At 75.5% G+C, this 17,729-nt stretch carries 15 protein-coding genes and 1 tRNA gene; 8 read left to right on the top strand and 8 right to left on the bottom strand.

All coding sequences use genetic code 11. The annotated features are described in order from the left end of the window. Positions 1-31 precede the first annotated feature (31 nt). Positions 32-2,368, top strand: a complete 2,337-nt coding sequence (locus ACK586_RS10425) for a protein kinase domain-containing protein (protein ID WP_409330410.1) — start codon at positions 32-34, stop codon at positions 2,366-2,368. Positions 2,369-2,384: 16 nt separating this feature from the next. On the opposite strand, the gene ACK586_RS10420 is transcribed toward ACK586_RS10425, so the two are convergent. From ACK586_RS10420 to ACK586_RS10405, 4 genes are all read right to left on the bottom strand, one after another. After that, positions 2,385-3,212, bottom strand: coding sequence for an acyl-CoA thioesterase (locus ACK586_RS10420; protein WP_409330409.1), 828 nt, complete (start codon positions 3,210-3,212; stop codon positions 2,385-2,387). Between the two features lie 74 nt (positions 3,213-3,286). Further along, positions 3,287-3,358: transfer RNA gene (locus ACK586_RS10415), tRNA-Val, on the bottom strand. Positions 3,359-3,435: 77 nt separating this feature from the next. Then, a complete protein-coding gene (locus tag ACK586_RS10410; RefSeq protein ID WP_409330408.1) occupies positions 3,436-3,891 on the bottom strand; it encodes a peroxiredoxin in 456 nt (151 codons plus the stop codon). Between the two features lie 93 nt (positions 3,892-3,984). Beyond that, a complete protein-coding gene (locus ACK586_RS10405; RefSeq protein WP_409330407.1) occupies positions 3,985-4,410 on the bottom strand; it encodes a DUF3052 domain-containing protein in 426 nt (141 codons plus the stop codon). 341 nt (positions 4,411-4,751) lie between these two features. Between ACK586_RS10405 and aceE the strand changes: the two genes are divergently transcribed. Then, positions 4,752-7,553, top strand: a complete 2,802-nt coding sequence (gene aceE / locus ACK586_RS10400; RefSeq protein ID WP_409330406.1) for a pyruvate dehydrogenase (acetyl-transferring), homodimeric type — start codon at positions 4,752-4,754, stop codon at positions 7,551-7,553. Between the two features lie 42 nt (positions 7,554-7,595). On the opposite strand, the gene ACK586_RS10395 is transcribed toward aceE, so the two are convergent. Genes ACK586_RS10395 through ACK586_RS10385 form a run of 3 tightly spaced genes read right to left on the bottom strand, consistent with a single transcriptional unit; the run spans position 7,596 to position 10,017 of the window. Next, on the bottom strand, positions 7,596-8,798 hold the full coding sequence (locus ACK586_RS10395; RefSeq protein WP_409330405.1) for a M20 metallopeptidase family protein: 1,203 nt from the start codon (positions 8,796-8,798) through the stop codon (positions 7,596-7,598). Positions 8,799-8,803: 5 nt separating this feature from the next. Then, on the bottom strand, positions 8,804-9,325 hold the full coding sequence (locus ACK586_RS10390; protein ID WP_409330404.1) for a pirin family protein: 522 nt from the start codon (positions 9,323-9,325) through the stop codon (positions 8,804-8,806). Beyond that, entirely contained in the window at positions 9,322-10,017 is a 696-nt protein-coding gene (locus ACK586_RS10385) for a phosphatase PAP2 family protein (RefSeq protein WP_409330403.1), read from the bottom strand. The genes ACK586_RS10390 and ACK586_RS10385 overlap by 4 nt, the downstream gene beginning before the upstream one ends. Before the next feature lie 45 nt (positions 10,018-10,062). Between ACK586_RS10385 and ACK586_RS10380 the strand changes: the two genes are divergently transcribed. The 6 genes from ACK586_RS10380 (at position 10,063) to ACK586_RS10355 (ending at position 16,783) form a co-directional block, all read left to right on the top strand. Next, complete coding sequence (locus ACK586_RS10380) at positions 10,063-11,301, top strand: PucR family transcriptional regulator (protein ID WP_409330402.1); 1,239 nt, start codon at positions 10,063-10,065, stop codon at positions 11,299-11,301. A gap of 198 nt (positions 11,302-11,499) precedes the next feature. After that, positions 11,500-12,717: an acyltransferase domain-containing protein gene (locus tag ACK586_RS10375; RefSeq protein WP_409330401.1), complete on the top strand. Its 1,218-nt coding sequence runs from the start codon at positions 11,500-11,502 to the stop codon at positions 12,715-12,717. Beyond that, positions 12,714-13,682, top strand: coding sequence for a beta-ketoacyl-ACP synthase 3 (locus ACK586_RS10370; protein WP_409330400.1), 969 nt, complete (start codon positions 12,714-12,716; stop codon positions 13,680-13,682). The genes ACK586_RS10375 and ACK586_RS10370 overlap by 4 nt, the downstream gene beginning before the upstream one ends. 86 nt (positions 13,683-13,768) lie before the next feature. Continuing rightward, a complete protein-coding gene (locus ACK586_RS10365; RefSeq protein WP_409330399.1) occupies positions 13,769-14,008 on the top strand; it encodes an acyl carrier protein in 240 nt (79 codons plus the stop codon). An 84-nt stretch (positions 14,009-14,092) separates the two neighbouring features. Then, the gene (locus ACK586_RS10360) at positions 14,093-15,331 is read left to right on the top strand and encodes a beta-ketoacyl-[acyl-carrier-protein] synthase family protein (protein ID WP_409330398.1); all 1,239 of its coding nucleotides are present in this window, start codon (positions 14,093-14,095) and stop codon (positions 15,329-15,331) included. A 39-nt stretch (positions 15,332-15,370) separates the two neighbouring features. Then, complete coding sequence (locus tag ACK586_RS10355; protein WP_409330397.1) at positions 15,371-16,783, top strand: acyl-CoA carboxylase subunit beta; 1,413 nt, start codon at positions 15,371-15,373, stop codon at positions 16,781-16,783. A gap of 149 nt (positions 16,784-16,932) precedes the next feature. Here the strand turns inward: ACK586_RS10355 and ACK586_RS10350 are convergent, their stop codons facing one another. Next, the gene (locus tag ACK586_RS10350) at positions 16,933-17,433 is read right to left on the bottom strand and encodes a DUF3145 domain-containing protein (RefSeq protein ID WP_409330396.1); all 501 of its coding nucleotides are present in this window, start codon (positions 17,431-17,433) and stop codon (positions 16,933-16,935) included. Between the last annotated feature and the right edge of the window lie 296 nt (positions 17,434-17,729).

Here is a 17,729-nt window from a genome sequence, read left to right as displayed (position 1 = left end):
GGGGGGTCCGACGACGAGGTGGGGCACGGGCATGCCACCAGGGGTTGCCGGCCTGGGTGAGCCGGTCGAGATCGGCCGCGGCGGTTTCGGGGTCGTCTACCGGGCGCGCGACGAGCGGTTCGACCGCGACGTCGCGCTCAAGGTCATCCGCGACGCCGGGCTGAGCGACGAGGTCCTGGCGCGGTTCGCGCGGGAGTGCCGGTCGCTGGGCGCGCTGTCCGGCCACCCGAACATCGTGTCGATCCACGACGCCGGGCAGACCACCGACGGCGAGCTCTACCTGGTCATGGAGTACCTGCCCGGCGGGTCCCTCGGCCAACGGGTCGCCGCCGACGGGCCGGCCGAGCCCCGCGACGTCGTCGCCTGGGGCGCCGCCCTCGCCGGCGCGCTGGAGACCGCGCACCGCAGCGGGATCGTGCACCGGGACGTGAAGCCGGAGAACGTGCTGTTCTCCACCTTCGGCGCCCCCAAGCTCGTCGACTTCGGCATCGCCCGGATGCGGACGGCGTTCGAGACGCGCTCGGGCTCGGTCAGCGCCACGCTGAGCCATGCCGCGCCGGAGATCATCGGCGGCGCCCCGGCGTCCCCGCGCTCGGACGTCTACTCGCTGGCCAGCGTCCTGTTCTTCGCGCTGACCGGTCAGGCCCCGTTCGACCGGCCCGACGAGGAGAGCCTGGCGCCGCTGATCGCGCGGATCGCCACCGCCGCGCCGCCGGACCTGCGCGAGTTCGGCGTCCCGGGCGCCCTGTCCGACGTCGTCACCGCCGCCCTGGCCAAGGACCCCGCCGACCGGCCGGCCACCGCCGCGGCGTTCGGCGCGGCCCTGCAGGGGGTCGCCGGCGCGCTCGGCGCCGCCGTCCCGCCGGTCCCCGTGGAGGACGTCGCCACCATCGGCCCGCTGTTCGAGCGGCCGCCGGGCGAGCGGCCCACGCCCCGGCTGGACACCGTGCACGTCGCCCGCCGCCGCGAGCCGCTGCCGGCGGCGACCGAGGGGCGCCCCCGCCGCCGCGGCCGGCTCGCACCGGTCCTCGTCGCCGTGCTCGGGGTGCTCGGCCTGGCCGGCGCCGCCGTGGGCGTGGCCGCCCCCTGGCGCGACGACGCCGCCGAGCAGCCCGACCTGCGCCTGGCCGAGTCGGTCGTCGACACCGCGCAGGGGCTGCAGGTGCACCGGGAGTACGGCTACTCCGAGGACCTGTCGCGGGTGGTCAGCAGCGTGCGGCTGGTGAACACCTCCGACGCGGGCGTGCGCGTGAGCTGGATCGAGCCGGTCCCCGATGCCCTCGCGCCGAGCCTGGACGACGTCGAGTTCTCGGTCGCGCCGCACTCGGAGCTCGCCGACCAGCTCCTGGCGTGCTGGGTGTTCGACCTGGCGCCCGACGGCACCCAGCCGCTGAGCTGGTCGGTGCCCCTGCCCGAGGACGTCGAGCCGTCGCGACGCCACCTGGAGCAGGTCCGCGACCAGGTCGCCGAGGCCACCGCGGCCACCCGGGAGGCCGCCGACCTCAAGCGCCTGGCGCTCGCCGAGGAGGAGGGCGCCGCTCCAGCGGAGGCCCCGCCCACGGACTCCGGCACCGACCCGCCCCCTCAGGCCGACGGCCCGACGACCGTCCTGCCCGGCAGCGGCCCGGTCGGCACCGGGGGCACCGGGGGCACCGGCGGCGGCGCCGCGGCTGGTGGCGCGGGCGGTGGCACGGGCGGTGGCACGGGTGGTGGCGCCTCGACCGGAGGCGCCGGGGGCGGCGCCACCGGCGGGGGCACCGTCGCGGTCCCGCTGCCCGAGCCCGGCGGTGGTCCCGCGCCGCAGGCACCGGCTCCCCCCGCCGGCCAGGGGGGCTCCACCGCCCCGGCGCCCGCTCCCAACCGCCCGCCGGTGGTCAGCGCCTCCGACGTCACGAGCAACGAGCTGCAGGCCCCCGCGGTCACCTTCGGCGGATCCGACCCCGACGGCGGCGCGGTGACGATCTCGGTGACCGGGCTGCCGGCCGGGCTGGCGCACGCCAACGGCCGGATCACCGGGACCGTCAGCGCCTCGGCCGCCGCGGGGACGACGAGCCGCAGCGCCATCCAGGCCCGCTCGTTCCCCGTCACGGTGACGGCGACGGACGCCGGCGGCCTGTCGACGTCGCGCACCGTCACGTGGACGGTGCGCGACACGCACACGACCATGCCGAACTACGTCAACACCTTCGGCTGCGGACGGGGCTGCGGCGAGAACGGCAACCCCGACGTCGCCGAGATCTCGGCGCCGGGCTTCCTGTGCACGGTCGGCTCCCCGGTGGACACCATCGCCGCGCAGAGCGTCGGTCCCGGCGCGGTGGTCGCCTGGGGCCAGCCGGTCACCTACACCTACCGGCAGTCCTCCTGCTGAGCGGCGGCCCGCACCCTCACTTGAGGTAGATCTCCTGCACGATCGACGCGACGTGCCGGCCCGCCCCGTCGTGGGCCGAGCCGAGGGCGACGCCGCGGCCGTGCGCGGTCGACAGCGGCTGCGAGGTGAGGACGAACCACTCGTCGGCGCGCAGCGGCCGGTGGAACCACATGGTGTGGTTGACGCTCGTCGTGGCCACGGTGCCCGGCCCGCCCTCGTCCTCGGGCCCGCCGGCGAGCAGCCCGGCCGCCGTCACGGCAACCGCCGGCACGGCCATGTCGGAGACCAGGGTGAGCACGGCGGCGTGCCACACCGGCTGCGCCGGGAGCGGCTGCGCCGCCCGGTACCAGGCCTCGACCTCGGTGGACAGCGTGCCGTTGGCGCTGCCGGTCGCGTCGACGAACTCGATGCCGAAGCCGCCGTCGCCGTGCACCGCGAGCTCGCCGGCCGCGACGGCGTCGGCCGGGAAGCGGGCCGGCGCGGGGACGTGGAACTGCGCCCCCGCCTCGCGGGCCCGCTGGAAGGATGCCTCCAGGGTCACCACGACCCGCGCGCCCTGGCGGCCGACGACGCGGCGGCTGCTCAGCGAGCGGTCGTCCTTGACCCGGTCGACGGCGAACACGATCGGCTCCCCGGCGCGACCGCGCTGGGGGAACTCGCCGTGCAGGTGGTGCACCGCGTAGTCGTCGGGGACCGTCGCGTCCGCCGACAGCAGCGCCTGCGCCAGCAGCGCGCCGCCGAACAGCGTCTCCCTGGCCAGCGGCGAGGCGCCGGTGACGCCGAAGCGGTCCTCCCCCAGGGGCTGCACGCCCAGCGCGGCGACCACCCCGGCGACCAGCTCCACCGCACACCTCATCCGTCGACGTCGGAACCTGCGCCGGCGCCGGCGCCGGCACCGGGGTGCGGCGGGGTCCGGGGTGGGCGCGGCCGGGATCGAACCGGCGACCGCTCGCTTGTAAGGCGAGAGCTCTCCCGCTGAGCTACGCGCCCCGCGCGACCAGCTTAAGGACCCCCCTGCCGCTCGCACGCGCGCGGCGGGCCGCTGCAGGGGGGCCCTCAGCTGCGGCTCAGAGCTGCGCGACCGCGTCCTTCCAGCCGGTCTGCTGCCGCGCGTCGCCGGGCTGGTTCACCTCGGCGAAGCGGACGATCCCCTCGGCGTCGACCAGGAACGTGCCGCGCACGGCCATGCCGGCCTTCTCGTTGAAGACGCCGTAGGCCTGCGCGGTGGTGCCGTGCGGCCAGAAGTCCGACAGCAGCGGGAAGGGCAGCCCCTGCTGCTCCTTGAAGGCCTTGAGGCTGAAGACCGGGTCGGTGCTGATGGCCACCACCTGCACGCCGGCGTCGGTGTAGGTGGCGAGCTCGTCGCGCAGCTGGCACAGCTCACCGGTGCAGATGCCGGAGAAGGCGAATGGGTAGAAGACGACCAGCACCGGCTTCCCCCGCAGCTCGGCGAGGGAGACCACCTGCTTGTCCTGGTCGGGGAGGCTGAACTCGGGCGCGCGGTCACCGGCGGAGAGGCTCATGACCCTGATCGTGCCGCACGCCCGTGACGTGCTGGAACGGCCCCCTCGCAGAGGCCCGCCGCGAGCCTGCGAGGGGTGGGGCGAGGGGGGTCCTCAGCGGCGGGAGCGGGCGGCCTTCGGCGTGACCAGGCGGATGCCCGACCACTCCTTGGCGGCGGAGATGCTGCTGGTCTGCTGCAGACCCGCGGTGGGCGCCACCTCGGTGACGTCGCCGGGCTCGACGTGCCCGGGCCGGCCCGACTTGGGGACCAGCAGCCAGACGACGCCGTCGTCGGCCAGCGAGGTGAGCGCGTCGGTGAGCGCGTCGAACAGGTCGCCGTCGTCCTCCCGCCACCACAGGACGACGACGTCGGCGACCTCGTCGGTGTCCTCGTCGACCATCTCGCTGCCGGAGACCTCGACGATGGAGTCGCGCAGGTCCTCGTCGGAGTCCTCGTCCCAGCCGAGCTCCTGCACGACCATGCCCGGCTTGATGCCCAGCCGGGCCGCCATGCCGGCGCTGCCCGAGTCGACGCTCATCCCTGCTTGTCCTCCATGGGTGTGCAGACGGCCCTCCGGCCGCCCGAGGCGGGTCGCCCGGCGGCGGGGGCGGCGGCCGGGCTGCGTGGGACGGACACGACCGGCGGGAGGGGCACCCGCAGCCTGGTCATGTCACCCCCGTTTTCCCTCGGTCCGCCGGGCCCGGCGTTCGGGCCACGTGGGCGGAAGCGTAGGGCATGCCCCGGCAACCGCAAGGTCACCCGCGGGGCCCCGCGCCGGGCACGCGCGCGACGGGCGACGGGGAACCCGGCGACACGGCGGGATCCCGTCAGATGGGCGCGTGCGTGACGGCGACGGCCGCGCGGCGGGAGGATGGGGTCATGAGCGCACCGCAGCAGTCGGGCGGCGACCCCGCCCGCGATGCAGGACACGCCCGCGCGGTCATCACCGACGGGCTCCCCAGCCAGCTGGTCGACACCGACCCCGACGAGACCCAGGAGTGGCTGGAGTCCCTCGACGCCGTCGTCGACCACGCCGGGCGCGGCCGGGCCCGCTACCTGATGCTCCGGATGCTCGAGCGCAGCCGGCAGCAGCAGGTCGGCGTCCCGGGGCTGCGCAGCACCGACTACATCAACACGATCCCGCCCGAGCGCGAGCCGTGGTTCCCCGGTGACGAGCACGTGGAGCGTCGGATCCGCGCCTACATCCGCTGGAACGCCGCGATCATGGTGCACCGCGCGCAGCGGCCCGGCATCGGCGTGGGCGGGCACATCTCCTCCTACGCCTCCTCCGCCTCGCTGTACGAGGTCGGCTTCAACCACTTCTTCCGCGGCAAGGACCACCCCGGCGGCGGCGACCAGATCTGGTTCCAGGGGCACGCCTCCCCCGGCATCTACGCCCGCGCGTTCCTCGAGGGCCGGCTCTCCGAGCAGCAGCTGGACGGCTTCCGCCAGGAGGTCAGCCACCCCGGCGGCGGCCTGTCCTCCTACCCGCACCCGCGGCTGATGCCCGACTTCTGGGAGTTCCCCACCGTCTCGATGGGCCTGGGCCCGCTGAACGCGATCTACCAGGCGCGGTTCAACCGCTACCTGCACTCCCGCGGCATCAAGGACACCTCCGACCAGCACGTCTGGGCGTTCCTCGGCGACGGCGAGATGGACGAGCCGGAGTCGCTCGGCGCGATCGGCCTGGCCGCCCGCGAGGAGCTGGACAACCTGACCTTCGTCGTCAACTGCAACCTGCAGCGGCTCGACGGCCCGGTGCGCGGCAACGGCAAGGTCATCCAGGAGCTGGAGTCGTTCTTCCGCGGCGCGGGCTGGAACGTGATCAAGGTGATCTGGGGCCGCGAGTGGGACCCGCTGCTGGCCGCCGACCGCGACGGCGCACTGGTCAACATCATGAACCAGACGCCGGACGGGGACTACCAGACCTACAAGGCCGAGGACGGCGCGTTCGTCCGCGAGCACTTCTTCGGCAAGGACCCGCGCACCCGCAAGCTCGTGGAGAGCATGAGCGACAAGCAGGTCTGGGACCTCTCCCGCGGCGGGCACGACTACCGCAAGGTCTACGCGGCGTTCAAGGCCGCGGTGGAGCACCGGGGCCAGCCCACGGTCATCCTCGCGAAGACGATCAAGGGCTGGACGCTGGGCAGCCACTTCGAGGGCCGCAACTCCACCCACCAGATGAAGAAGCTGACCGCCGAGGACCTCGCGGCCTTCCGCGACCGGCTCTACCTCGACATCCCCGACGAGGCGCTGGACAAGACGCTGCCGCCCTACTACCGGCCGGCGGCGGACTCCGACGAGATGCAGTACATGCTCGAGCGGCGGCGGGCCCTGGGCGGGGCGGTGCCGCGGCGGCGGGCGGAGTTCAAGACCCTCAAGGCGCCCGAGGACAAGGCCCTCGACGTCCTGCGCCGCGGCTCGGGCAAGCAGGAGGTCGCCACCACGATGGCGTTCGTCCGGCTGCTCAAGGAGCTGCTCAAGGACGCCGAGCTCGGCCCGCGGTTCGTGCCGATCATCCCGGACGAGGCGCGCACCTTCGGGATGGACTCCCTCTTCCCGACCCAGAAGATCTACAACCCGGCCGGCCAGCGCTACACCTCGGTCGACCGCGAGCTGATGCTGGCCTACAAGGAGTCCGAGCAGGGGCAGATCCTGCACGAGGGCATCAACGAGGCGGGCTCCACCGCGTCGTTCACCGCCGTCGGGACGTCGTACTCCACGCACGGCGAGCCGATGATCCCGATCTACATCTTCTACTCGATGTTCGGGTTCCAGCGGACCGGTGACGGCTTCTGGGCCGCGGCCGACCAGATGTCGCGGGGCTTCGTCCTGGGCGCCACGGCCGGGCGGACGACGCTCAACGGCGAGGGCCTGCAGCACGAGGACGGCCACTCGATCCTGCTCGCGCACACCAACCCCGCCGTGGTCGCCTACGACCCGGCGTTCTCCTACGAGGTCGCGCACATCACCCGCGACGCGCTGGTGCGGATGTACGGCCAGGACCAGGGCGCACCGCTGGGCGGGCACCGCTCGCCGGACGTCATGTACTACCTGACCGTCTACAACGAGCCGTTCCAGCAGCCGGCCGAGCCCGAGGACCTCGACGTCCAGGGCCTGCTCGCCGGCATGTACCGCTACGCCCCGGGGACCGGAGACGGCGTGCAGGCGCAGGTGCTCGCCTCCGGCGTCGCGGTGCCGTGGGCGCTGCGGGCGCAGGAGCTGCTGCGCGAGGACTGGGGCGTGTCGGCCGACGTGTGGTCGGTGACCTCGTGGACCGAGCTGCGCCGGCAGGCCGACGAGTGCGAGGAGTGGAACCTGCTGCACCCCGGCGAGGAGGTCCGGACGCCCTACGTCACCCAGCGGCTGGCCGACGCCCCCGGCCCGGTCGTGGCGGTGTCGGACTGGATGAAGGCGGTCCCCGACCTCATCGCCCCCTACGTCCCCGGCGGGATGTCGACGCTGGGCACCGACGGCTTCGGGCTGTCGGACACCCGCCCGGCGCTGCGCCGGCACTTCCACGTCGACGCCGAGTCGATCGTCGTCCGCACCCTGGCGACGCTGGCCCGCCGCGGCGAGGTCGACGGCGACGTCGTCCGCCAGGCGGTCGAGAAGTACCAGGTGCGCGACGTGCAGGCCGCTCCCGCCGAGGAGCGCAGCGACCCCAGCCCCGCGACCTGAGCGGAGTGCGGGAGTGCAGGAAACCTGCACTCCCGCACTCCGCTAGGGTGCCAGCGCCCGGAGGGCCATGAGCGCGTGGAGGGCGGCGCCGGCCGGCAGCGGCGCCTCGTCGAACACCGCCAGGTTCGAGTGGTTCGGCGGCGCCTCGTCGGCGTCCACGCCGGCCGGGCGGGCGCCGATCCACGCCATCGCGCCGGGCACCCGCTCCAGCACGTAGGCGAAGTCCTCGGCCCCCATCATCGGCTCGGCCATCGGCGGCGCGTTCTCCGGCCCGAGCAGCTCGGCCGCCGCGGCGGCCACCTGGGCGGCGACGCCCGCGTCGTTGGCGGTCACCGGGTAGCCGGGCTCGTGCACGAACTCGGCCGGCATGTCGTGCGCGGCGGCCACGAGCTCGGCGACCCGCCGCACGGAGTCGACGACGTCGGCGCGGCGGCCGGCCGACAGCGTGCGGATCGTCCCCTCCAGGAACGCGCTGTCGGGGATGACGTTGTTGGTCGATCCGGCGGCGATGTGCGCGACCGTGACGACGGCGGGATCGGTGACCGGCACCCGCCGGGTGACCATCGACTGCAGGGCCAGCACGATCTCGGCGGCCACCGGGACCGGATCGCGGGTGCGGGCCGGCTCGGAGGCGTGCCCCCCGCGGCCGTGCAGCGTGAGCCGCCACTGGTCGGCCGCGGCCATCATCGGTCCGGGCCGCACGTGGACGGTGCCGCCGGCCAGCGTCGACGACGAGTGCAGCGCGAACGCGCCGGACACCGGAGCCCCGGGGACGACGTCGAGCAGGCCCTCCTCGAGCATGTACCGCGCGCCGTGGAAGCCCTCCTCCCCCGGCTGCACCATGAACACGACCTGCCCGGCGAGGAGGTCCCGGCGCTCGGCCAGCAGCCGGGCGGCGCCGACCAGCATCGCGACGTGCGTGTCGTGCCCGCAGGCGTGCATCACGCCGGGTACCTCGGAGGCGAAGGGCAGGCCGGTGTCCTCCTGCACCGGCAGGGCGTCCATGTCCCCGCGCAGCAGGTAGGTGGGGCCGGGCCGGGCGCCGCGCAGGACGCCGACGACGGACGTGGTGGTCCGTCCGGTGGTCAGCTCGACCGGCAGCTCGCCCAGCGCCTCCAGGACGGTGGCCTGCGTGCGGGGCAGGTGCAGGCCGATCTCGGGCTGGCGGTGCAGGCGGCGGCGCAGGTCGATCGTGCGGTCGGCATCGGCCTCGGCGGCGGCGAGCAGCTCGGCGGGAGTGGACATGCCGGTCAACTCTCCCAGGCCGCGTCGGCCCATGCGGGGCGGCCGCTGTCCAGCTGCCAGACCACCGCCGGGCCGCCGGCCCCACCGACGGTCGCCGGTTCGGTCCCCACGACCAGCCGCAGGCCCTCCGGGGCCGGACCGGGACCCAGCCACAGCCGCGCGTCGGGCCGGCCGAGCTCCACCCAGCCCGCGGCCGAGCGCACCACCTCGTGCGACGGCGGGGCGGACGGGTCGGCCGTGCGCAGGTGGCACTGCAGCACGCGCGCGCCGCCGTCCCCGGCGACCTCGTCGTGCGCCAGCCCGGTGCCGGCCCGCAGGACGGCGACGTCACCCGCCGCCAGCTCCGCACCCCCGGCCCACCGGTGCCGCAGCGAGCCGGCCAGGACGACGGCGACCACGTCCAGAGCGCGGTGCTCGTGGGTGCCGTAGCCGGCCCCGGGCGCGAGCCGGTCGTCGGCCACCCGCAGCAGCGGCCCCAGCGAGCCGTCGGAGTTCTCCACCAGCACCCGTGACTCGAGCGGGTTCACCGGACCTCCTCCTCCCGGGCCGGGAGCGCCCCCGGCCCACCGGGCAGCCCACCGAGCAGCAGGGCCACCCCCAGCGACCAGGCCACCCCCAGCGACCAGCCGCCGACGACGTCGGACGGGAAGTGCACGCCCAGCCACACCCGGGTCAGCCCGACCAGCACGACGAGCGCGACCCCACCGGCGACGGCCGCCCGCCGTCCGCGCGCCCGCAGCCGCGGCCAGGCGAGCACGAGCCCGACCGTGACCAGCGTGGCGATGCCCGACGAGTGCCCGCTCGGGTAGCTGAGACCGCCGTGCTCCAGGCCGCCGTCCTCGAACGCCGGGCGCGCGCGGCCGACGAGCTCCTTGAGCGCGGTCGTCAGCGGGCTCACCAGCAGGGCCGCGACGGCGACCCAGGCCAGCGCGCGCCACCGGCGCCGCCGCGCCAGCCACACCGCCACCGGCAGCAGGACCAGCGCGCGGAACCAGGCCGTGCCGGGAGCGGACGCCGTCTCGAGCAGCGCGTCGAGCGCGGCCGGGCGCCCGTCGCCGGCGTAGAGGGCGGAGCCGACGGCCGCGTCGAGCCGGACCTGCGGATCGAGGTCGGCGAGCACGCCGGCGCCGAGCGCGACCAGCACGGCGAGGCCGACGAGGACGGCGACGAGCCCGCGGCGCCGGGTCCGCGACGGGACGTCGGGGGCGGTCACCTGCACGGGCCCACTCTCCCCGACCCCCGCGCGCGTGACACGCTGACCGGCGTGGACGACCGCGGCGCAGCGCCACCCGGAGCGCCCGCCGGCACGCCTCCCGGGCCGGCCCCCGGGACGCCTCCCGGGACGACGTGGCCCTCGGCCGGCACCCTGCACCGGCTGGAGCGCGCCTCGGGCGCCATCGCGACGCAGGCGGTCGCGCGGATGGACGAGCAGCTCCCGTGGTTCCGCACCATGCCGGCCGACCAGCGCTCCTGGGTCATGCTCGTGGCGCAGGCGGGCATCGCCTCGCTGGTCGAGTGGTGCCGCGACCCCGACCGGCCGCCGCGGCTCACCGGCGAGGTCTTCGGCGCCGCGCCCCGCGAGCTGGTCCGGGCGGTACCGCTCAAGCAGACCGTGGACCTGGTCAAGCTGACCGTCGAGGTGCTCGACGACCACGTGCCCGACGTGGCGGAGGCCGGTGACGCCGACGCGTTGCGGACGGCCGTCCTGCGGTTCAGCCGGGAGGTCGCCTTCGCCACCGCCCACGTGTACGCGACCTTCGCCGAGGACCGCGGCGCCTGGGACGCCCGGCTGGAGGCGCTCGTCGTCGACGCGCTGGTCCGCGGGGAACGTTCCGAGGAGCTGCCCGGCCGCGCCGCCGCGCTCGGCTGGTCGGTGACCACGCCGGTGACCGTCCTGGTCGGCGCGGCTCCCGCGGACCGGGACGCGCACGCCGGAGCCCGCCGCGCGGCCCGCTCGACGCGCAGCGAGGTGCTCGTGGGCGTGCACGCCGAGCAACTGGTCGTCGTCCTGGGCGGCGCCGAGGACCTGACCGCGGTGGCCCGCCGGATCGCCGAGGAGTTCGGGCCGGGACCGGTGGTGGTCGGGCCGGTCGTGGAGGGGCTGGCCCGGGCCCCGGAGTCGGCGGCCGCGGCCCTGGCCGGGCTGCGGGCCGCGCCGGCCTGGCCGCAGGCGCCGCGCCCCGTGGCGGCCGACGCGCTGCTGCCCGAGCGGGCACTGGACGGCGACCCGCTGGCACGGGCGGCCCTGGAGGAGCGCGTCGCGGTGCCCCTGCACGCCGCGGGTGGCGAGGTGCTGGAGACCGTGGGGGCGGTGCTGGCCGGCGGCGGCAACCTGGAGGCCAGCGCCCGGGCCCTGTTCGTGCACCCGAACACCGTGCGCTACCGCCTCAAGCGGGCCGCCGAGCTGACCGGCTACTGGGCGACCGACCCGCGCGGGAGCTGGACGCTGCAGGTCGCCCTGGCCCTCTCCCGGCTCGGCGGCGAGCGTTCGCTCTGGCAGTGACGGCCCCCGTGCCTGGGCCCGCCCGCGAGCGTGCGAGTGGTGGGGAACACAGGGGTCCTTCGTGAATCCCCACCACGGAACGGCCGCCGATGCGCCTGTGCAGCCGCGCTCTCTGTAGGAACCCTACAAGAAGAACCGGTGTGCTTTCGTTCCGCTCCTCACCCGCACCGGTCGCCCCCGCCTGACAGGGTGATGCACGTGCTGGCCGTCCTCGCCCCCGGACAGGGTGCGCAGAAGCCCGGGATGCTGACCGACTGGCTCCAGCTCCCCGGCGCCGAGTCCTTCTTCCGCTGGGCCGGCGCGATCGCCGACGCCGACCTGCTCACCCTCGGCACCACCGGGGACGCCGAGGCGATCACGGACACCGCGGTCACCCAGCCGCTGGTCGTGGCGATGAGCCTGTTCGTCGCCCGCGAGCTGGGTGGGCTGCCCGGGCCGGTGCGGCACACCCCGCAGTCCGGCCGGGACGTCGTCATCACCGGGCACAGCGTCGGCGAGCTCACGGCCGCGGCGCTGGCCGGCGTGCTGAGCATCGAGGCCGCCATCGCGCTGACCGCCGTCCGCGGCCGCGCGATGGCCGCCGCCTGCGCCCTCACCCCGACCGGCATGTCCGCCGTCCTGGGCGGGGACCCCGACGAGATCGCCGCCGCGCTGGCGCGGCACGGCCTGGTCGCCGCGAACCTCAACGGTGGCGGGCAGACCGTCGTCGCCGGGCCCCTCGACGGGCTGGCCGCGCTCAAGGACGCCCCGCCGGCCAAGGCGCGGGTCCTGCCGCTGTCGGTGGCCGGTGCGTTCCACACCGGGTTCATGGCCCCGGCGCGCGAGCAGCTGGAGGGACTGGTCGGCGGCCTCACCCCGGCCGACCCGAGCCGGCTGCTGCTGAGCAACGCCGACGGCGCCGCGGTGACCACCGGCGGGGAGGCGCTCACCCGGCTGGTCAGCCAGGTGACCAGCCCGGTGCGCTTCGACGCCTGCCTGGCGACCATGCGCGAGCTCGGCGTCACCGCCGCGATCGAGCTGCCCCCCGCCGGGGCCCTGGCCGGCCTGGCCAAGCGCGAGTGGAAGGGCCACACGATCGACGGGCAGGGCATCGAGGTGCTGGCGATCAGCGGACCGGGAGACCTCGACCGCGCCCGCGACCTCATCGCGGCCGAGCGCGGCCGGGCCGAGGCGCAGTACGCGCCGGACTGGCGGGTCGTCGTCGCCCCCGCGCGGGGAACCGTCGCGCCCGCGGAGATCGCCGAGGGCACCCACGTCCCCGCCGGCGCCCCGCTGGGCTGCATCCGCAGCCGGCGCGAGGAGGTCGGTGTGTCGGCCGGCTACGCCGGCGTCCTCGCGGAGTGGCTGGTGCACGAGGGCGACCTCGTCGACGCCGGCGACCCGATCGCCCGTCTCTACCCGGAGGTGCCGGCATGACCGCGATCCAGCTGAAGGCCGGTGCCCCCGGCGCACGCATCCTCGGGCTCGGCGGCTACCGCCCCCGCCGGCGGGTCACCAACGACGAGCTGTCCCAGGTGATGGACACCAACGACGAGTGGATCCGGTCCCGCGTCGGCATCGCCGAGCGTCGCTGGGCGTCGGAGGACGAGACCCTGGTCGAGATGGCCGCGGCCGCCGGCGGCAAGGCGCTGGCCGCGGCCGGCCTGGCGCCCGACGAGGTCGACATGGTGGTGCTCGCCAGCGCCAGCCTGCGTGCGCCCATCCCCGGCATCGGCCCGCAGGTCGCGCACCGGCTGGGCATCCCCCGGCCGGGCGCCTTCGACCTCAACGCGGGCTGCGCGGGCTTCTGCTACTCGCTGGAGATGGCGGCCAACGCGATCCGCGCCGGGTCCGCGCGCAACGCCCTGGTCGTCGGCGTCGAGCGGCTCACCGACGTCACCGACCTCACCGACCGGGCCACCGCGGTGATCTTCGCCGACGGCGCCGGGGCCGCGGTGGTCGGCGCCGCCGAGGAGCCGGGCATCGGCCCGGTCGCCTGGGGCAGCGACGGCGACCAGTTCAACGCCATCGAGATCGCCGCCGGCAGCGCCACGATGACGATGGCCGGGCAGGCCGTCTACCGGTGGGCGACGACGAAGCTGACCGCGGCGCTGGAGGAGGCGATGGCCGCGGCCGGCGTCGGCCCCGACGACATCGACGTCTTCGCGCCGCACCAGGCCAACCTGCGCATCGTCGAGTCGATGCACAAGCGGCTGGGCCTGCCGGAGCGGACCGTCGTCGCCCGCGACATCGTCCGCGCCGGGAACACCTCCGCCGCCTCGGTCCCGCTGGCGCTGGAGGCGCTGCTCGAGTCCGGCGAGGCGCGCAGCGGCGATCTGGCCCTGGTGCTCGGCTACGGCGCCGGGCTCACCTTCGCCGGCCAGGTGCTGCGGCTGCCGTAGCCGCGCCCGACAGACCCCCCGGGACGTCCCGGGCCGGCCCCGGGACCGCCCCGGGCCGACGCACGAACGAGAGAGAGGACCTCAGCGTGAGCGAGGACATCCAGGCTGGTCTTGCCGAGATCCTGGAGGAGGTCGCCGGGGTCTCCCCCGCCGACGCCACCCCCGAGAAGTCGTTCACCGAGGACCTCGACGTCGACTCCCTGTCGATGGTCGAGATCGCCACCGAGGTCGAGAACAAGTTCGGCGTGGCCATCCCCGACGACGAGCTCGCCAACATCAAGACCGTCGGCGACGCCATCACCTACATCCAGAGCAACCGCGGCTGAGACCGCCCCTCCGGTGCAGGAACGCGACGGCGCTCCTGCACCGGAGGTCCCCGACCGACCCGCACCTTCCCAGGAGGACCCGTCATGAGCACGAACGACGACGTCGTCGTCACCGGCCTCGGCGCCACCACGCCGCTCGGTGGGGACGTCGCCAGCACCTGGGACGCGCTGCTGGCCGGGCGGTCCGGGGTCAGCCGGATCACCGACGACTGGATCGCCGAGTTCCCGGCGCAGCTCGCCGCGCGGATGGTCGAGGACCCGGCCGGGAAGCTCGACCGCGTCCGGGCCCGCCGCCTGGACCGCAGCCAGCAGGCGGCGGTCGTGGCCGCGCAGGAGGCGTGGGACGCCTCCGGTGCCGCCGACGCCGGGGTCGACCCCGAGCGGATCGCCGTCGTCTTCGGCACCGGGATCGGCGGGGCCCTGACCCTGCTCGGCCAGGACGACGTCCTGGAGGAGAAGGGCCCCAAGCGGGTCTCCCCCTTCACCATCCCGATGCTCATGCCCAACGGGCCCGCCGCGGCCGTCGGGCTGGCCGTCGGCGCCAAGGGCGGCGTGCACGCCCCGGTCAGCGCCTGCGCGTCGGGCGCCGAGGCCATCCGCTGGGGCCTGGACCTGCTCCGCTTCGACCGGGCCGACGTCGTGCTGGTCGGTGGCGCCGAGGCCGTCGTCCACCCGCTGCCGATGGCCGGGTTCGCCGCCATGCGGGCGATGTCGACCCGCAACGACGAGCCCGACCGCGCCTCGCGGCCGTTCGACAAGGGCCGCGACGGCTTCGTCCTCGGCGAGGGCGCCGCCGCGCTGGTGCTCGAGCGGGGCGACGCGGCACGCGCCCGCGGCGCCACGGTGCACGCCCGGCTGGCCGGTGCCGGCGCCACCGCCGACGGCTACGACCTCGTCGCCCCCCACCCGGAGGGCGAGGGCGCCGCCCGGGCCATCTCCGCGGCGCTGCGCGACGCCGGGCTGTCGGCCGGCGACGTCGGTCACGTCAACGCGCACGCGACCTCGACGCCGGTCGGCGACACCGCCGAGGCCGCGGCCATCCGCGGTGCCCTGGGCGACCACGTCCTGGTCACCGCCACCAAGAGCCAGACCGGCCACCTGCTGGGCGCCGCCGGCGCCCTCGAGGCGGTCTTCACCGTGCTGGCGCTGCGCGAGCAGGTGGTCCCGGCCACCGCCAACCTCGACGACCCGGACGACGACGCCGCCGTCCAGGCGCTCGACATCGTCCGCCGCGAACCGCGGCGGGCCCGGCTCACCGCCGCGGTCAACGACTCGTTCGGCTTCGGCGGCCACAACATCGCGCTGCTGTTCACCACCGCCTGAACAAGGACCCGCTCGAACGAAGCCTCCTGAGGGGACCCCGTGACGACGCTCTCCGCCGCTCCCGCCCTGACCGTCCCCGATCCGCGCGACCCGCAGGACCGGCTGGCCCGGTTCTTCGACGAGGGGTCGATGGCCCTGCTGGCCGCCCGCGACACCTCCGGCGCGATGGCCGCCCGCGGCACCGTGGCCGGCAGCCCGGCCATCGCCTTCTGCACCGATGCCACGGTGATGGGCGGGGCGATGGGGCTGGACGGGTGCCGGCACATCGTCGACGCGATCGACACCGCCCTGCGCGAGCGGGTGCCGGTCGTCGGCATCTGGCACTCCGGCGGCGCCCGCCTCGCCGAGGGGGTGACCGCGCTGCACGCGGTGGGCGAGGTCTTCGCCGCGATGGTGCGGGCCTCCGGGCGCATCCCGCAGATCTCGGTGGTCCTCGGACCGGCCGCCGGCGGTGCCGCGTACGGCCCCGCGCTCACCGACCTGGTGGTCATGGGCCCGGCCGGGCGGGTGTTCGTGACCGGCCCGGACGTCGTCCGGTCGGTCACCGGCGAGGACGTCGACCAGGAGACGCTCGGCGGACCCGACACCCACGGCCGGCGCAGCGGCGTCGTCCACGTGGTCACCGACACCGAGCCGGCCGCGCTGGCCACCGCGCGCCAGGCCGTGGACCTGCTGGCCCGGCAGGGCACGTTCGCCCCCGCCGAGGACGAGCCGGAGGTCGACCTGGCGGCCTTCCTCCCCGAGCAGAGGCAGCGCGCCTACGACGTCAAGCCGCTGATCTCCGCGGTGCTGGACGAGCCGGGGCTGGAACTGCACCCGCGCTGGGCACCGAACGTGGTGACCGTGCTGGGCCGGCTGGCCGGGCGCACCGTCGGCGTCATCGCCAACAACCCGCTGCGACTGGGCGGCTGCCTGGACTCGGCCTCGGCGGAGAAGGCAGCCCGCTTCGTGCGGATGTGCGACGCCTTCGGCGTGCCGCTGGTGGTCCTGGTCGACGTGCCCGGCTACCTGCCCGGGGTCGGGCAGGAGTGGGACGGCGTCGTGCGTCGCGGCGCCAAGCTGCTGCACGCCTTCGCCGAGGCCGTCGTCCCCCGGGTGACCCTGGTGACCCGCAAGTCCTACGGCGGCGCCTACATCGCGATGAACTCCCGCTCGCTGGGGGCGACGACGGTGTTCGCGTGGCCCGGCGCGGAGGTCGCGGTGATGGGGGCCAAGGCCGCCGTCGGCATCCTGCACCGCAAGAAGCTGGCCGCCGTGCCGCCCGCCGAGCGGGAGGCGCTGCACGCCGAGCTGGCCGCCGAGCACGAGCGGATCGCCGGCGGGGTCGCCCGGGCGCTGGAGATCGGCGTCGTGGACGAGGTCGTCGAGCCCGCCCACACCCGCCGGCGGCTGGTGCGCGCGCTGGCCGAGGCCCGGCCCGGCCGCGGCGCCCACGGCAACATCCCGCTGTAGCGCGCGGAAACGCAGCAGACCGTCCGGGCGTCGCTTCCCCGACGACGCCCGGACGGTCTGCTACGAGCCTACGACGGCGGGGCCGCTGCCCTCAGCCCCTCGCGACCGGATCGTGACCCGCCCGGGCCCCGGCTCCGGGCGGCCGCCGCTCAGACCACCTGGTGCAGCCAGGTGATGGGGCTGCCGTCACCGGCGTGGCGGTAGACCTCGAGGTCGGCATCCCAGGCCGCGCCCAGGAGCTGGTCCACGCCGTGCCGGAACGCCTCGGCGGAGGTGGCCGTCGCCGCGAGGTGCCGCAACTGCTGCTCGGTGACGATGAGGTCGCCGTTGGCGCTCGTCGGCGCGCGGAAGACCCCGTGCCCGGGCACGTAGGACATGCGCTCGCCGTCGTTGCCGTGACTGGCTTCCTCGGTCACCTCGAAGCGCAGCATCGGCCACGCGCGCAGCGCGGCGACCAGCTTGGCGCCCGTCCCGGGGGAACCGGTCCAGGCCACCTCGGCACGGTAGGAACCGTGCGCCGCGGGCTGGTCGGCCCACGACAGGGAGACCGGCGCGCCGATGACGCGCTCGAGCGCCCACTCGACGTGCTGGCACAGCGCCTTCGGGCACGCGTGCACGAAGACGACACCCTGGGTAGACCGTCGCTGCACGGGGTACCTCCATCGACTCGATCGGTCTCGTCTTCCCCAACGGACGATCGATTCGGTGACAGGCTGTGTTCAGCGAGCGGAGACTCAGGGCCTCCCGAACAGTGTGCACGATGGTCCCCAGGTCGCGCCAGCCCGGATGGGGCGGATGCGTCACATGTGACTGTTCGTGACGGAGTGGAGCACTCCTCGCAGGTCAGCGGCCATACCACGGCTGCGGCGCGACCGTCCACAGGGTCTGCGCTGCGTGCGACACGGTCACGGTGCCAGTCCTACGGCGGGTCGCGATGACGACACGC

Source organism: Trujillonella humicola (genome assembly GCF_046233715.1).
Lineage (GTDB): Bacteria > Actinomycetota > Actinomycetes > Mycobacteriales > Geodermatophilaceae > Trujillonella > Trujillonella humicola.
The sequence above is the reverse complement of the archived record's forward strand: the minus strand, read 5'-3'. Positions and strand labels throughout refer to the sequence as shown.

Excerpts from the sequence above, each read along its gene's own strand:
- aceE (WP_409330406.1), top strand. The coding sequence starts at position 4,752 with ATGAGCGCACCGCAGCAGTCGGGCGGCGACCCCGCCCGCGATGCAGGA.
- ACK586_RS10360 (WP_409330398.1), top strand. The coding sequence starts at position 14,093 with ATGAGCACGAACGACGACGTCGTCGTCACCGGCCTCGGCGCCACCACG.
- ACK586_RS10395 (WP_409330405.1), bottom strand. The coding sequence starts at position 8,798 with ATGTCCACTCCCGCCGAGCTGCTCGCCGCCGCCGAGGCCGATGCCGAC.
- ACK586_RS10425 (WP_409330410.1), top strand. The coding sequence starts at position 32 with ATGCCACCAGGGGTTGCCGGCCTGGGTGAGCCGGTCGAGATCGGCCGC.
- ACK586_RS10410 (WP_409330408.1), bottom strand. The coding sequence starts at position 3,891 with ATGAGCCTCTCCGCCGGTGACCGCGCGCCCGAGTTCAGCCTCCCCGAC.
- ACK586_RS10370 (WP_409330400.1), top strand. The coding sequence starts at position 12,714 with ATGACCGCGATCCAGCTGAAGGCCGGTGCCCCCGGCGCACGCATCCTC.
- ACK586_RS10405 (WP_409330407.1), bottom strand. The coding sequence starts at position 4,410 with ATGAGCGTCGACTCGGGCAGCGCCGGCATGGCGGCCCGGCTGGGCATC.